The organism is Clostridioides sp. ES-S-0001-03, assembly GCF_020676075.1.
Classification (GTDB): domain Bacteria; phylum Bacillota; class Clostridia; order Peptostreptococcales; family Peptostreptococcaceae; genus Clostridioides.
Map to the genome: position 1 here is coordinate 465,601 of NZ_JACVWJ010000004.1, position 15,322 is coordinate 480,922.

Here is a 15,322-nt window from a genome sequence, read left to right on the forward strand (position 1 = left end):
TCTGTTACTTTTTAGTTTTCAAAATATAGTGTTATACTTGAATCTTCATTAACTTTTATTCCAGGTTTTGGAAAAACATCCTTTACTTTTGTATCCTTTGGAATTTCTATATCTGTATCTAAATTTGGTTTTAACTTCGCATCTTCTAATGCTTTCACTGCATCCCCAATTTTTAAATTTCTTACATCTGGTACTTTGACTTGTTTCTTTTCATATTCAGCTTTTTCTTCTTCTTTATATACTGGTTTGACCCCTAAATATTTTAGAGAATCATTCATTATTTCTTTTACTATAGGTCCTGCTGTAGTACTACCAAATGCACTTACTCCTGTTGGCTCATCAACAATAGCAAGAACTACAATTTGTGGGTCATCACAAGGTGCTATTCCCACGAATGAACATATATATTTTCCTTGAGCATATTTACCATCTATAACCTTTTGAGCTGTACCTGTTTTCCCACCTAGTCTATATCCTGGTATATATGCAATTTTCCCTCCACCATCAGTTACAACTGACTCTGCAATCTCTAACATTTTTTTAGATGTTTCTTTAGATATAACATTTCTTACTTTTTTTGGTTTTACTGTCTCAGTTATATTACCTTTGTTATCAGTATAAGATTTTACTACTCTTGGTTGCATTAAATCTCCACCATTTGCTATTGATGATATAGCTGTTATAAGTTGTATTGGAGTTACTGATATTGATTGACCAAATGATATTGTAGCTAACTCAACTGGACCTACATTTTTTTCATTATACAATATTCCTTTAGCTTCTCCTGGTAAATCTATACCTGTCTTATTCATAAGACCAAAAGATTCTATATAATCATACATTTTACCAACACCTAATCTACTTCCTAATTCAACAAACACAGGGTTACAAGAATTTTGTACTGCTTGTTTAAACTCTTGTGCTCCATGAGGTCTATAGTGTCTCCAACATTTAATCTTTCTTCCTCCTACAGTTACACTACCTGTACATGTGAATTTCTCACCATCTTTTATTACTCCTTCTTCAAGAGCACTGGAAGATGTAATAAGTTTAAATGTAGAACCTGGTTCATATGTATCACTTACTGCTGGATTTCTCCACATTTGATAATAACCCTTTATTTTGTCTTTATCGCTATATTTTTCAAGTTCTTCTTGATAATATGGATATATTGGCGTTCTTGAGTCGTTAGGGTCATAATCTGGTTTTGATGCTAGAGCAAGTATATCGCCAGTTTTAGGATTCATTGCTATTGCAGTGACTTTCTTTGCATTATTTATTTCATAAGCCTTTTGTACTGCTTTTTCAGTATAATGTTGGATTACTTCATCTATAGACAATACAAGACCATTCCCCTGAACAGGTTCATAATATTTTTCCATACCTTGTGGAATTTCTCTACCTGAAGCATCGGTACTTACTATTAATTTTCCAGCTTTTCCTTTTAATTTTTTATCATATTGCATCTCTATACCAGATATCCCTGTTGCATCTGAAGAAGTATGACCTATTACATATGGTGCAAAATTTCCATAAGGATAATATCTTTGATTGTCTTCTGCTACCCATATTCCACCTAATTTAGCATCTCTTATTTTACTTGCCTTATCATCATCTATCCATCTTTTGACCTTTACAAGAGCCATATTTTTTTTGCTTATTAAAGCATAAATATCTTTATAATCTTCGTCCAAAATTTCAGCCACTTTTTCAGCCGCTTCTTTTTTATCTTCAACTTCTACAGGTTTGCACCAAACTGTATATTTAGTTACACTTACTGCCAATTCTTTCATGTTTCTATCATATATAGTTCCTCTTTTAGGCTCTATAGGTATATCTCTTGTTTGTTGTTCTAATGCTTTTGTACTCAACCAATTACCTTTCATAAGTTGTAGGTATCCAGTCCTAATAACAAGGCAAAAAAACAGTGCACATGCTAAAACAAGAACAAGTACCAGTCTTTTTTTGCTTATCCTTTTTACTTTTCTCAAACCTATTCCCCCTAGTTATCCACATTTATATACTTTATTTGTCCATCTTTTGGATAGTCCATATTGAGCAATTCCTTTGCTTTTAACTCAATTTCTTTTATTGATGTTTTTTCAGTTTCTTTTGCCTTTAGTTCCTCTAGTACTATCTCTTTTTTTCTTAAATCTTTTTGTAAATAATGAATATCATATTTCATTTCTGAAATTTTTGAATAACCACATAGATTCAATATTATTACTACGAAAGTTGTAATCAATAAAATACATTTAGCCCCTATTTTTTTATTAATTCTCTTTTTATAATTATTCTTTTTTTTATTTTTATATTCATTTAGATTATGTATTTTATAATTTTTTTTCAAATTATCACCCCGATAATATAGATTTTTAGATTTTCCTCTATACTATATTTGTTATTAATCATATCTCTTCCTTTAAAATTTCATCGCTAAATTAATACACTGTTACACAATCTATTTGTAATTTTTTCTATACACAACAAAAAATCTATAGATTCACTAATTCTTGAATTCAAACCTATAGATTTTACACTAATTTTTATTTATTTTTATCACTATATATTTTCTTTAACATATAAATCAATACACTTAAAGCAAATAATATTAAAAGTCCTGTCATCATGACTTTAGCTCCACCAGTCAACATACCACCAACATAAGAATATACAATGGTTGCTGGTAATTGTCCTACTCCAGTAGCTATAAAGAAAGATATAAAACTCATGGATGTTAGACCTGCTGCATAGCTCACAAGGTCAAAAGATATAAAAGGAAGCAATCTTGCAATTAAAATCGTATGTTTTCCATACTTATCAAAAAAACCATCTATACTTTCTAGTGCAAATTTGCTTGTAAGTTTTACAACTACATCTCTACCTAAAAATCTTCCAATTATAAAACAAATTGCAGCACCTGCCATTGCACTAATCCATGACAGTATAGCACCATTTACCCATCCAAATAAGGCTGCATTTGCAAAAGTAATTAAAAATGCAGGAAGAGGTGCAGCTATTGATTGTAATATCATAAGTGCAAATGATATTATCGGTGCCCAAACTCCAAATGATAATATGTACTCCTTAATTGCATCTAGATTTAACATACTCAGATAAAATATCATCTGATTTACCATTTTTTTAACAGGAGGTATAAAAAAGTAAATACCAAATACCCCCAATATAATACAAATTTTTATTAATAATTTTTTATGCTTATTCTCTATTTTTCTCCACTCCTAATATCTACTTTAGTTATATTATAACAGAAAATATTTTTCTATATTGTCGATTATATCATAGTTGTTTTCTATTCTAATAAAAACTATAATAGGTTTTAACTATAATTAAGAAGTTTATTATTTTATTACATCGCTAGTCCTTACTCTCAAACTATATAAATTATATTTTTTCCGCTACTCTCAATTTAGCACTTCTTGAACGTGGATTTACTTCTATTTCTTCAGCACTAGGTAATATTGGTTTTCTAGTTATTATTTTTACTTCAGATTCTTTATCACATTGACATATTGGTAAATGCTGTGGGCATATACAATCTGATGCGAGATATTTAAATGCATTCTTTACTATTCTATCTTCTAACGAATGAAATGTTATTATACAAATTCTACCATCTTCATTCATTATAGAAGAGGCATCATTTATCATTTTTGTAATTACTCCAAGTTCATTATTTACTTCTATTCGTATAGCTTGAAAAGTCCTTTTAGCTGGATGAGGCCCATCTATTCTAGCTTTTTTAGGAATAGCTTTTTTAATTATATCAACCAATTCACCTGTAGTTTCTATTGGTTTGTTCACTCTTTCCTCAACTATAAATTTAGCTATACGTTTAGCCCAGTTATCTTCACCATAATCTTTAATTATCTTAGCTAGCTCATCTTCTGCATAAGTGTTTACAACATCATATGCTGAAAATTCACACCTAACATCCATCCTCATATCAAGTGGTGCATCTTGCATATAAGAAAATCCTCTCTCAGCTTCATCAAGTTGATGAGATGAAACTCCTAAATCTGCTAATACACCATCTATCTTATAAACTCCGATTTTTTCCAATTCTTCTTTTATATTTTCAAAATTGCTATGAACAAATTTTACTCTGCTTTCATATTCACTTAATCTTTCTCTTGCTGTATTTATAGCATTTTTATCTTGGTCAAACCCTATAAATAATCCTTTATCTGATAATTTTTTTACTATTTCTTTGGAATGTCCTGCACCACCCATAGTACAGTCAACATATACTCCATCTGGTTTTATCTTTAAATTTTCTATACATTCATTTAAAAGAACTGATACATGATGAAATTCCATAACTACCTCCTTCAAACTTACTATTTAAATTATTCTTCAATACTGTTGCTTTTATTTCTCTTTGATAAATAAATATGTGCTATTATACCACCAATAACACCAACTAAACTTATCACTTGAGCCATTCTAAGTGGTCCTAACATTAAACTATCTGTTCTTAGTCCTTCTATAAAAAATCTTCCTATTGAATAAAGGGTTATATAAGTCACTATAACTTGTCCTTCGTATTTTTTATTTTTTCTAAACAATAATAAAACTATAAATATTCCAAAATCCCATATAGACTCATATAGAAAAGTTGGATGAACCTTTACTCCATCAACCATTATTCCCCATGGTAAATTAGTTGTACCTCCATGAGCTTCTCCGTTAATAAAGTTCCCCCATCTTCCTATAGCTTGTGCTAAAGGCATTCCAAGTATGACAGTATCAGCCATTTTTAAGAAATTAATATTTTTAACCTTAGTGTATATATAGCCAGCTAAGATTCCACCTATTAACCCTCCATGTATAGCAAGTCCACCACCTCTGAAATTAAGTATTTGAAATAGATTTTGAGCATAATAACTCCAATTAAATATAACATAATATATTCTTGCACATATTAATCCAACAGGAATTGCTATGATAGCTATATTTAATACATCATCTTCTTTAAGCCCAACTCTTTTCGACTCTTTTATTGCTATTAAAGTTCCCAAAATCATGCCACTAGCCATAAGTATTCCATACCACATTATGTCTATCCCAAACAGTGTAAATGCGACTCTATCCATAACTCCACCTCTTTATCTTAATTAAAATATTTCCAAAGCAATACACCATGTTTACAATTAATTGTAATTATACTAAATTATGATAACATATTAATGTTAATTCTACAAAACATATTGATGTTGATTCTACAAATACTTAAAATATATTATACATGCTGTCTCAACAAAATTATGCATAAATTATTTACAAGCAAAGAAATTGGTGTATATTATACACCAATCTCTCTACAAATTTTTATTAATAATATTTAATTTTTGCTAACTTAATTTGTATAAGTATATTCAACAAAATCACTTGCTACCTAAATAAAACAAGTATCAAAATTAACTATTTGGCCTTTAGCTACTTATTTGTAATATTCAAACGTTCTACTTAGGTTCTACAATAGAAATAACACAATACTCTTCTTTAAAGTGTTCTTTTAATCTCTCTTCAACTTCCTCAAAAGCAACATCCTTAATAATATCTAAATAATCCAATATATTTATATCTTTAAAGATATAAGATATAAAACTATTTCCTATAAAGTTTATAGAATCAAAACATTTAATAAATGAACCAATTTTTTTCTTTTTAGTTCTTTCAAACTCCTCTTTAGATAATCCTTCTTTTTTAGCTCTTTCTATATATTCAAGAATTATCTCTTTTACTTTTTTAGGTTCCTTAGAATCTCCAGCAATTACGCTAAAAGCATAGTCTACTTGAGATGAAAATCCAGCTCCAAAATTTTCATTTATTAGACCTTGCATATACAAATCTTCATAAAGTTTACTGCCCTTTTTAAATAACATACCTATAAGTATATCAGTTACAATTTCTTTACGTAAAAGTTCTTTTCCTTTTACACCTACATTATTATCTTTAAAACCTATGTTAAACATAGGTATAGATATAGGAAACTTTTCTATAACTTCTTTTTCCTTTACATTTGCTGGTTCTTCAGGATAAAATCTTTCTATATTCTTAGAAAGTTTATCCACATCATAATTGTTTGCTTTTTTAGTTACATCTATTACCTTTTCTACATCCAAATCACCTACAACGAATAAAGCCATATTTCCTGGATTATAGAAAGTATTGTAACACTTATATAGTTCTTCCTTAGTTATCTTATATATACTATCTACTGTACCAGCTATATCAATTCTAGCAGGATAATTTACATACATAGCCTTTAGACAATTAAAATACACATTCCAGTCTGGATCATCATTGTACATTTTTATCTCTTGTGCTATTATACCTTTTTCCTTTTCAACATTTTCATCTGTAAAATAAGGTGTTTGAACATAATCAATTAAGTGCTCTAAACTTTCATAAAAATTTTCCGTAGCTGAAAATAAGTATGCTGTCATTGTAAAGTTAGTAAATGCATTTGCACTTACACCTAATTTAGAAAATTTTTCAAAAGCATCTCCTCCATCAGGTTGTTCAAACATCTTATGTTCTAAAAAATGTGCAATTCCTTCATTTACTCTAATCTTTTTATCTTCTCCTATTGGAATAAATTCTAAGTCATTTGAACCATAATTAGTAGCTAAAATAGCATATTTTTTTGTAAAGCCTCTCTTTGGCATAAAATATACATCTAAGCCATTTTGTAATTTTTCATAATAAACTTCTTCTCTTAATATATCATTAACTATTTTTTCCATAGACATCTCCTCCATTAATTTCTTAAAAAGTATACAGTATCAAGTTCTATATCTTTTACAGCCTCAACTATATCTTTTTTAGTAACTTTCTCTATGCTAGATATTATGTCTTCTACTTCAGAATTTGTCTTTGCCATAGACTGAGAAAAAGCAAAATCAGACATTCCACCTATATTATCTGTTATAGATTTCATAGAGTTAACTAAAGCAAGCTTACTATTTTCTAACTCTTCATCAGATATATCTCCTGCTTTTAAACTTTCTAATTGTTCTTTTATTAATTTTACAGCTTTATCATAATCTTTAGTTTCTATTCCAGATGATATAAGCATAATACTTTTATACTTCTCTATTGAAGAGAAAATATAATAGCATAAGCTTTCCTTTTCTCTTACATTCACAAATAGTTTAGAGTGTGGACCACCACCTAATACATTACTTCCGACCACAAGGGCATAATATTTATCATTATCTACATAATCTACATTTGCTCTATACCCCATAACTAATTTACCTTGAGTTATTTCCATTTTTTCGTCTACTACTTTTACTTCATCTACATGTTTTATGAAATCTTCTTTTGGTATATCTATAATATCTTCTCTTTCGAATTTTAAATTATTACTTATTATATCTACAACCTTATCTTCATCAAAATTACCTTCTACAACTATGTCTATTGGAGATGTTTTAAGTATATTTCTATAATGCTCATATAGCTCTTTTGAAGTTATGTTATCTATTTCATCTTCGTAACCAAACTCACTTATACTGTATCTTTCATTTCCACACATAGCTTCTATACATTTATCTTGTGCATATTCTTTTTTATCATTTATTATTGATTGTATCTTATCTCTTAAATTTTCTTTTTCAATATTTAAATATTCTTCTTTAAATCCACCATCTACAACAAGTGTATTATTTATTACTTCATTAAAAAATTCTACTACTTCTTCAAATATATTTTCATCTAAATACTTTTCACTTATATTAATTATTTTAAAACTTAGTACTTGACGCTCTCCACGTTTTACAGCATCAGCTCCCATAGACGAACCATATAAATCATCTAGTTTATTGGATATTGCTCTGGCACTAGGATATTTTTCACTTCCACTTGCTATTATTGATGGTATCAAAGCATTTTTTGTAGTTTCTTTTTTATCCAACAATCTCTGAACATACAAACTTATAAGATTTGATTTAAACTTTTCTGTTTTTATCAAAGTCAAATTAATATTATTACCTAAATTTATTATTTTCTTAGTATTAACCATATGTACCTCCTATTTTTTATTTAAACATCAATTTTAAAATTGAAATTTATTCATTTTTTGATTGTATATATTTATATATAAAAACCTTCTATTTAATTATATCCTTTTTATTATTTTCTAAAAGTAATATTTTTATTTAAATTTAAATATAAAGTTATTTAGAGCAGTCTGCTTTAAAGTCTAGTTTACAAGCTTCATATATATGATGTATAATCAATATGTATGTCTATAATTAAAACAATTTTACAATCCCATAGATTGATTGTTTAAAGTTATATAAAGAATATAAAAAGAATAAGAGAGAGGACGATTAATATGAAATTAGGTATAGTTGGTTTACCAAATGTAGGTAAAAGCACACTATTTAACGCAATAACTCAAGCAGGCGCAGAATCTGCAAATTACCCTTTTTGTACAATAGACCCAAACGTTGGAGTTGTATCTGTTCCAGATGAAAGATTAGATAAACTAAAAGAATTGTACAACTCTGAAAAAATAGTTCCTACTGCTATAGAATTTTGTGACATAGCTGGTTTAGTTAGAGGTGCTTCTAAAGGAGAAGGCTTAGGAAATAAATTTTTATCACATATAAGAGAAGTTGATGCAATCGTACATGTTGTTAGATGTTTTGAAGATGAAAATGTTATACATGTAGATGGTTCTGTTGAACCACTTCGCGATATAGAAACTATAAATTTAGAATTAATTTTCTCTGATATAGAGATTCTTGAAAGAAGAATTCATAAAACTCAAAAAGCCGCTAAAGCTGATAAAACTTTAGTTTCTGAGCTTGATTTGTTAAATTCAATCATGTCTACTTTAGAAAATAGTAAGTGTGTAAGAACTATGCAATTTACAGAAGATGAACAAAGCTTTGTAAATTCATTAGATTTACTTACATCTAAACCTGTAATATACGCTGCAAATGTATCAGAAGATGATTTGGCAGATGATGGAGAAAGTAATAAGTATGTTCAACAAGTTAAAGTATTTGCAGAAACAGAAGATGCTGAAGTTGTTGTTGTATGTGCACAAATAGAAGCAGAAATTTCTGAACTTGATTCTGCTGAAGAAAAGAAAGAATTTTTAGAAACATTAGGTCTTGAACAATCAGGGCTTGATAAACTTATAAAATCATCTTATGCCTTACTTGGTCTAATTTCATTCTTAACAGCTGGTCCAAAAGAAGTCAGAGCATGGACTATAAAGATTGGAAGTAAAGCACCTCAAGCAGGAGGAAAGATACATTCTGACATAGAAAGAGGATTTATCAGGGCTGAAACAATTGCTTTTAATGATTTAGTTGAACATGGTACTATGGCAGCTGCAAAAGAAAAAGGATTAGTTAAATTAGAAGGTAAAGAATACATAGTTAAAGATGGAGATGTAATATTATTTAGATTTAATGTTTAAAATGCTTATTTATCTACAATCTTAACTATTGTATTACAATAAGAAAATTAGAATAATAGAAACTTCTATTATATTATAATAGCTATTTAGATTTTATAAAAAAGAGAGTTTTTCTAAATGATTTTTAAAAATCATAATAGAAGCTCTCTTTTTTATAGTATTCCCACAGAAATTATGATTGTCAACAATGACAGTACTTTACTGTAATCCCAAATACGCTTTCCACCAAAACAAGCTTTCTTTCATCATTTACCATTTCCCTAATTGTTATATTACTCAAAAATTTTCCTCCCTCAAGTACTTACATAATTGCTGATATTCTTATATTCACAAACTGCTACACTCAAATTAAAAACTTCTAGTCATAGAAAAATTATATCTCTTTTAGAAAATATTATATGCTCCATATAATGTAAAGTAATACTCTAAACCTAATTCATATTTTTATACCAAAGTATTTTTACATAAATAAAGTGAACTTTGACTATACAAAGTTCACTCTTCTTACAAATCTTTATTTCATTTTGTACTAAGTTTTTTAATTTGTACTCATACCTTCAATATCATTCCTATTTAATATCAACTTTTCGTATTCTTCTATTGGCATTGGTTTTGCAAATAAAAATCCTTGAGCCATATCACATCCTATAAATCTTAAAAACTCTGCTTGCTCTAAGGTTTCAACTCCCTCTGAAACAACTTTTATATCAAGTTGCTTTGCCATCTGAACAATGCTTGAAACCACAATTTGACTCTTTTTTGTATCTTCTACTGTTATAAAAAACTGTCTATCTAATTTCAATACATCAATTGGCATATCTTTAAGCATATTTAAAGAAGAATACCCTGAGCCAAAATCATCCATAGATATTTTAAATCCTACAGATTTTAAATTCTGCATTATTTTAAATAACATTTTTGTATTATCAAATATTGCACTCTCTGTTAGTTCAATTTCAATTAAATTTGGTTCAATATCATATTCTTTTGCAATGTTTTCAAACTTTTCTATAAAGTCTGGATTTTCAAGATGTACTCTTGATAAATTTACTGATATAGGAAATCTAGGTAAGCCTTCATTTTCCCAACGTTTAAAATTTTTACAAACTTGAATAAATACAAACATATCTAATTCTGTTATAAAACCATTCTTTTCAAAAATAGGAATAAACACGCCTGGACTTATTAATCCCTTTTTTGGATGTTGCCAACGTACAAGAGCTTCAGAACCTACTATTTTACCTGTTGATAATTCAATTTTAGGTTGCAAATACACCTTAAATTGTTCATTTTTTAAAGCATCGTGCATCTCTTGCTCAATATCACGTTCTTCTATAAGAGTTTCCTTTAAATTCTCAGCATAAATTTCATACACTTTTAAGTATTTTCTTTTTACTGTAGTCTTTGCAATCATAGCCTTATCAAGACAAGTAGATATATTTGTTTCTCCCTCTTCAATAAAATACACTCCTATAGATGGTATCAGATTAAGTTCTACATCTAAGCTAGTTTTTATCATAGATAATTTTTTACGCATAATTTCACATATCTCTATAACTGATTCTTTATCCTTCTTTTTTTCAAATATTATAGCAAAATTATCATTTGAAATTCTTGAAAATACAGACTCTTCTTTAAACATATTTTCAATCATCTCTGCAATTTTTCTTAATACTCTATCTCCCTCTTCATATCCAAATCTATCATTTACTAACTTAAATTTATCTATATCAAAATAAATTAAAACTAGATTCTTTTTCTCATGAGTGGATAAAAATTTACCACCTTCCAGATTAAATTTATTTGAATTTCCAATTCCTGTAATACTGTCTTTAAACGCAAATTCTTCTAACCTTTCCTTACTCTTTTTTTGCATAATCAAGATATAAATTATTAATGATGTAAATATCACAATTAAAACTATACATGCTGATAGTGTAAGTTTTATAATAGCATATGATTTTTCAGATACAGCAGTTCTAGGAACTTCAGAAAAAAGATACCAATCATTAATTCCTATTGGAGCATAACTTAAATAATATCCTTTTCCAGACATATTATAACTTAATGAACCTGATTTAGAATTTTTTATATTTAACTTCATATCATTAAGAGTAGATTTTGATAAGGCATTACTTTTATTTATATATGAAAATAAATTTTCCATATTAGAGTTTGCGTTTTTGCTACTTGGATTTAAAACAATATCACCATTACTATTAGCTATATAAGAATATCCTTTTCCATTAAAAGTTGGTACAGAGAGTATCTTTTCATATAACTTTGTACTATGTGTAGCAAATATAACACCAATAATCTTGTTCCCCTTATAAATTGGTACAGAGTACACATTAATGTCTTTATGATCTTTTATTACATCTTTTAACTTACCTGTTATGACTACTTCTCCTTGCATTGACTTGGAAAAATAATCTCTCTTAGAAAAATCTTCTACATAACCATCTGTAGTATATGCCATACCATCTGGTAGAATAACACCCATTCTTTTAAATGAACTATTTACAGATTCTCTTTTAAGTATTGAAATAATATTGTCCAATTCAAAAGATTCTTCTCCTTCAATATATATTGAAATTGATTGTAACAATTTTATATCGCCATTAATTTGTTTTTTTAACACATTGACACTTTGATTTGCTATTTCTGAAAGATATTGATTCGTTTCCTCACCTAGTGTCTTATTCAACTTTGAACCATAAATCAAACAGGAAATTGTAACTACTAAGATACTTATGATAGCAATTATGGACAAACCCTGCCTATTATTTTTTGCATCACCCAACATCACGCTTCCTGCCTTTCTGGAATCTATATGTATACAATTATTATTTTATATCAATTATTTTAACAATTTTGCGACAATACTTATTTTTCCATATTTACTGTAATTATACAAAATTATCAACTTTATTACAATAAAAAATTAATTAATATAGATAATACAATTTTAATAAATTATATTATCTATATTAAAGGTTACTAACATAATTTGCATTAATGTACACTACATAAAAAGAATATAATATCAAAATAATTTTGATATTATATTCTTAAAATATATATTTTATTAAATTTTCACCTTACATTTTACTTAAACATTCATTAGCAATCTCTTTATCATCAAAATGATGCTTAACCTTACCTATTATTTGGTAATTTTCATGCCCTTTACCTGTTATAATTACAACATCATCTTTCTTTGCCATACTTATAGCTTCTTCTATAGCTTGCTTTCTATCAGCAACAACATGATAATTTTTCTTTTCCTTATCTATTCCTTCAAGTATATCCTTTATTATTGCTTCTGGTTCTTCAGTTCTTGGATTATCAGAAGTTACAATACATATATCAGAATATTTTTGTCCAATAGCACCCATTAAAGGTCTCTTTTCAGTATCTCTATCTCCACCACATCCAAATACAGAAATTATTTTTCCTTCTGCAAATTGTTGTGTTGTCTTTAATACATTTTCAAGTGCATCAGGAGTATGAGCATAATCAACAATTACACTTATACCTTTATCGTTTGGTACAGTTTCAAACCTTCCTGATACTCCATTAGAAAGTCTAAGACCTTCTTTATATACTGGTTTAGGTATATCAAGTACATAACAAGCAGCTATAACAGCTAAAGTATTATATACTGTAAACATTCCTGGAACTGGTATAAATATAACTTCTTCATAAGAAGGAGTTATTAATCTATAAGATACACCATCTGAATCTGATTTTATATCTCTAGCCATAAAATCAGCATTAGTTTCAACTCCATATGTGTAACAAGGAACATCTATATCTTTTATATTTTCGTATATCTTTTTACCACCATCATCATCTATATTTATTATGTTTGCCATAGTAGTCTTAAAAAACAATTTTTCTTTAGCTTTTCTATAGTCTTCTAAATCTTTGTGAAAATCTAAATGGTCTGGTGTTAAGTTTGTGAATATTCCTAGTTTAAAGTCTGTTTCATCAACTCTATTTAGTGCTAATGAGTGTGATGAAACTTCCATAGCACAGTAATCACATCCATTATTTAACATATTATTAAAATGATATTGTAAATCTATACTTTCTGGAGTTGTTGAATTAGAAATAATGTCTTTTTCACCATCAAATATTTTTATAGTACCAATAAGACCAACTTTATTTTTATTCAAAGTTAATATTTCATTTAGTATAGTAGTTATACTAGTTTTTCCGTTAGTACCTGTAACTCCTATAACATTAAATTTTTGTGATGGATGATTATAAAAATTGTCAGCTATCTTTGCCATATCTTCTCTTGTATTTTTTACTTTTATAAACGTATACCCTTTTATGTCTACATCTTCTTCAACAATAAAAGCTTTTGCTCCTTTGTTTATAGCATCTTTTACATATTTATGACCATCTGACACAAATCCTTTTATACATACAAATAATGTACCTTCTGTAACCTTTCTTGAATCATATTGTACACTATTAATATCTATATTTAATTCACCTTTGACACTGATTATATCCAACCCCTGTATAATATCATTTAATTTCATAAATGCTTTCCTCCCTTTAAACTCTTTTTGCTAAAATTACACTTCATGTAATATTATATTAAGAATTTTTTACTATGTGAATGGTTAAAAATGCTTGAAATATTGTAAAAAATGCTCTATAATTCTCTATAATATAATCTAAGAGAGGTCTTTTATGAAAATTACAGACAATAAAATTGGATACTTAAATGATAATTTTAAAATATTTAGTATCCGAGATAAAAAAGACATAGAATTTGAATACCATAATCACGATTTTAATAAGATAATTATATTTATAGATGGAAATGTAACTTATTTTGTTGAAGGAATTCCATATAAACTAAAACCTTGGGACATACTTTTTATTAGTAGTAATGAAATTCACAAACCAGTTATAGATTCAAATGTATTTTATGAAAGAATTGCAATATGGATTAGCCCAGAATTTATGAAAAAAAACAGTGATAATACTAGTGATTTAGAAAAATGTTTTAAGACAGCCACAGAAAATAAATGTAATCTATTGCGTTTAAAGATACATGACATTGAATCACTCAAACTTTTTATTGAGCAAATAAATATTTCTGAATCTAGTAATGAATTTGGAAATGAAATACTGAGAAATACCTTGTTCATACAGCTTATGATATTTTTAAATAGAATTTTCTTAAAAAACGAGAACATAGAATCTGTAGAAGATGTATTTTACGATGAAACTATAAAAAAAATATTAAACTATATAAACTTAAATATAGAGAATAAACTTTCTATAGACTGCATTGCATCTGAATTTTTTATAAGCAAATATTATCTCATGAGAAGATTTAAATCTCATACTGGAACATCCATACACAATTATATAATTCAAAAAAGACTGATTTTAGCTAAATCATTAATAACCAATGGACATCTTATGAGTGAAGTTTGTAGTAAATGTGGATTTAATGATTATTCTAGCTTTGTAAGGGCATTTAAAAAGTATTATGGTGTATCTCCTAAAAACTATCTAAACAATAAAAGCCCTTTAGATAGTAATTTGTTAGATGAATAAATAATTATTATAGATTTTATTTCAAGAAAAATTAGAGGTATTAGTAAAATAGACATACTAGTACCTCTAATTGCTTGAAATATAAATCATATATTTTTATTAATTAAACTAAAATATATAAATTAAAATTATGCTTATATAAGAGACTGTAAATTAATTTGTGCTTTTAAAGATAATTTCTACTTTATAGCAACAATTATTTATTTACTATTAATATTTCCCAATATATGAATTTTATTCTAATAAATTGTAAAAAATATATACTGG

11 protein-coding genes are annotated in these 15,322 nt (G+C 27.5%); 2 read left to right on the forward strand and 9 right to left on the reverse strand.

Translation table 11 applies throughout. From position 1 onward, the window contains the following. Window positions 1-11: 11 nt before the first annotated feature. The 7 genes from IC174_RS11065 to yfmF form a co-directional block, all read right to left on the reverse strand. Entirely contained in the window at window positions 12-1,991 is a 1,980-nt protein-coding gene (locus IC174_RS11065) for a stage V sporulation protein D (RefSeq protein ID WP_227482903.1), read from the reverse strand. Window positions 1,992-2,002: 11 nt separating this feature from the next. Further along, window positions 2,003-2,350, reverse strand: a complete 348-nt coding sequence (locus tag IC174_RS11070) for a hypothetical protein (protein ID WP_227432407.1) — start codon at window positions 2,348-2,350, stop codon at window positions 2,003-2,005. A 196-nt stretch (window positions 2,351-2,546) separates the two neighbouring features. Then, window positions 2,547-3,128 carry a TVP38/TMEM64 family protein gene (locus tag IC174_RS11075; protein ID WP_413927187.1) on the reverse strand — a complete coding sequence of 194 codons (582 nt, stop codon included), beginning with the start codon at window positions 3,126-3,128 and terminating at the stop codon, window positions 2,547-2,549. Between the two features lie 277 nt (window positions 3,129-3,405). Beyond that, complete coding sequence (gene rsmH, locus IC174_RS11080; protein ID WP_227432406.1) at window positions 3,406-4,341, reverse strand: 16S rRNA (cytosine(1402)-N(4))-methyltransferase RsmH; 936 nt, start codon at window positions 4,339-4,341, stop codon at window positions 3,406-3,408. Between the two features lie 29 nt (window positions 4,342-4,370). Next, a complete protein-coding gene (lgt, locus tag IC174_RS11085) occupies window positions 4,371-5,117 on the reverse strand; it encodes a prolipoprotein diacylglyceryl transferase (protein ID WP_227482904.1) in 747 nt (248 codons plus the stop codon). Window positions 5,118-5,486: 369 nt separating this feature from the next. Further along, window positions 5,487-6,773, reverse strand: a complete 1,287-nt coding sequence (yfmH, locus tag IC174_RS11090) for an EF-P 5-aminopentanol modification-associated protein YfmH (RefSeq protein WP_227482905.1) — start codon at window positions 6,771-6,773, stop codon at window positions 5,487-5,489. A gap of 14 nt (window positions 6,774-6,787) precedes the next feature. After that, window positions 6,788-8,053, reverse strand: a complete 1,266-nt coding sequence (gene yfmF, locus IC174_RS11095; RefSeq protein WP_227482906.1) for an EF-P 5-aminopentanol modification-associated protein YfmF — start codon at window positions 8,051-8,053, stop codon at window positions 6,788-6,790. Between the two features lie 315 nt (window positions 8,054-8,368). Between yfmF and ychF the strand changes: the two genes are divergently transcribed. Then, on the forward strand, window positions 8,369-9,466 hold the full coding sequence (gene ychF, locus IC174_RS11100; protein ID WP_227482907.1) for a redox-regulated ATPase YchF: 1,098 nt from the start codon (window positions 8,369-8,371) through the stop codon (window positions 9,464-9,466). Window positions 9,467-10,004: 538 nt separating this feature from the next. Here ychF and IC174_RS11105 read toward each other — a convergent pair. Further along, the gene (locus IC174_RS11105; RefSeq protein ID WP_227482908.1) at window positions 10,005-12,272 is read right to left on the reverse strand and encodes an EAL domain-containing protein; all 2,268 of its coding nucleotides are present in this window, start codon (window positions 12,270-12,272) and stop codon (window positions 10,005-10,007) included. Between the two features lie 295 nt (window positions 12,273-12,567). Then, on the reverse strand, window positions 12,568-14,022 hold the full coding sequence (locus IC174_RS11110; protein WP_227482909.1) for a UDP-N-acetylmuramoyl-L-alanyl-D-glutamate--2,6-diaminopimelate ligase: 1,455 nt from the start codon (window positions 14,020-14,022) through the stop codon (window positions 12,568-12,570). A 154-nt stretch (window positions 14,023-14,176) separates the two neighbouring features. Here IC174_RS11110 and IC174_RS11115 point away from each other — a divergent pair, with 154 nt between their 5' ends. After that, complete coding sequence (locus tag IC174_RS11115; RefSeq protein WP_227482910.1) at window positions 14,177-15,055, forward strand: AraC family transcriptional regulator; 879 nt, start codon at window positions 14,177-14,179, stop codon at window positions 15,053-15,055. Window positions 15,056-15,322 lie beyond the last annotated feature (267 nt).

Coding starts and splice junctions, on each gene's coding strand:
- IC174_RS11115 (WP_227482910.1), top strand. CDS start 14,177: ATGAAAATTACAGACAATAAAATTGGATACTTAAATGATAATTTTAAA.
- lgt (WP_227482904.1), bottom strand. CDS start 5,117: ATGGATAGAGTCGCATTTACACTGTTTGGGATAGACATAATGTGGTAT.
- IC174_RS11110 (WP_227482909.1), bottom strand. CDS start 14,022: ATGAAATTAAATGATATTATACAGGGGTTGGATATAATCAGTGTCAAA.
- IC174_RS11075 (WP_413927187.1), bottom strand. CDS start 3,128: ATGATATTTTATCTGAGTATGTTAAATCTAGATGCAATTAAGGAGTAC.
- IC174_RS11105 (WP_227482908.1), bottom strand. CDS start 12,272: ATGTTGGGTGATGCAAAAAATAATAGGCAGGGTTTGTCCATAATTGCT.
- yfmF (WP_227482906.1), bottom strand. CDS start 8,053: ATGGTTAATACTAAGAAAATAATAAATTTAGGTAATAATATTAATTTG.
- yfmH (WP_227482905.1), bottom strand. CDS start 6,773: ATGGAAAAAATAGTTAATGATATATTAAGAGAAGAAGTTTATTATGAA.
- ychF (WP_227482907.1), top strand. CDS start 8,369: ATGAAATTAGGTATAGTTGGTTTACCAAATGTAGGTAAAAGCACACTA.
- rsmH (WP_227432406.1), bottom strand. CDS start 4,341: ATGGAATTTCATCATGTATCAGTTCTTTTAAATGAATGTATAGAAAAT.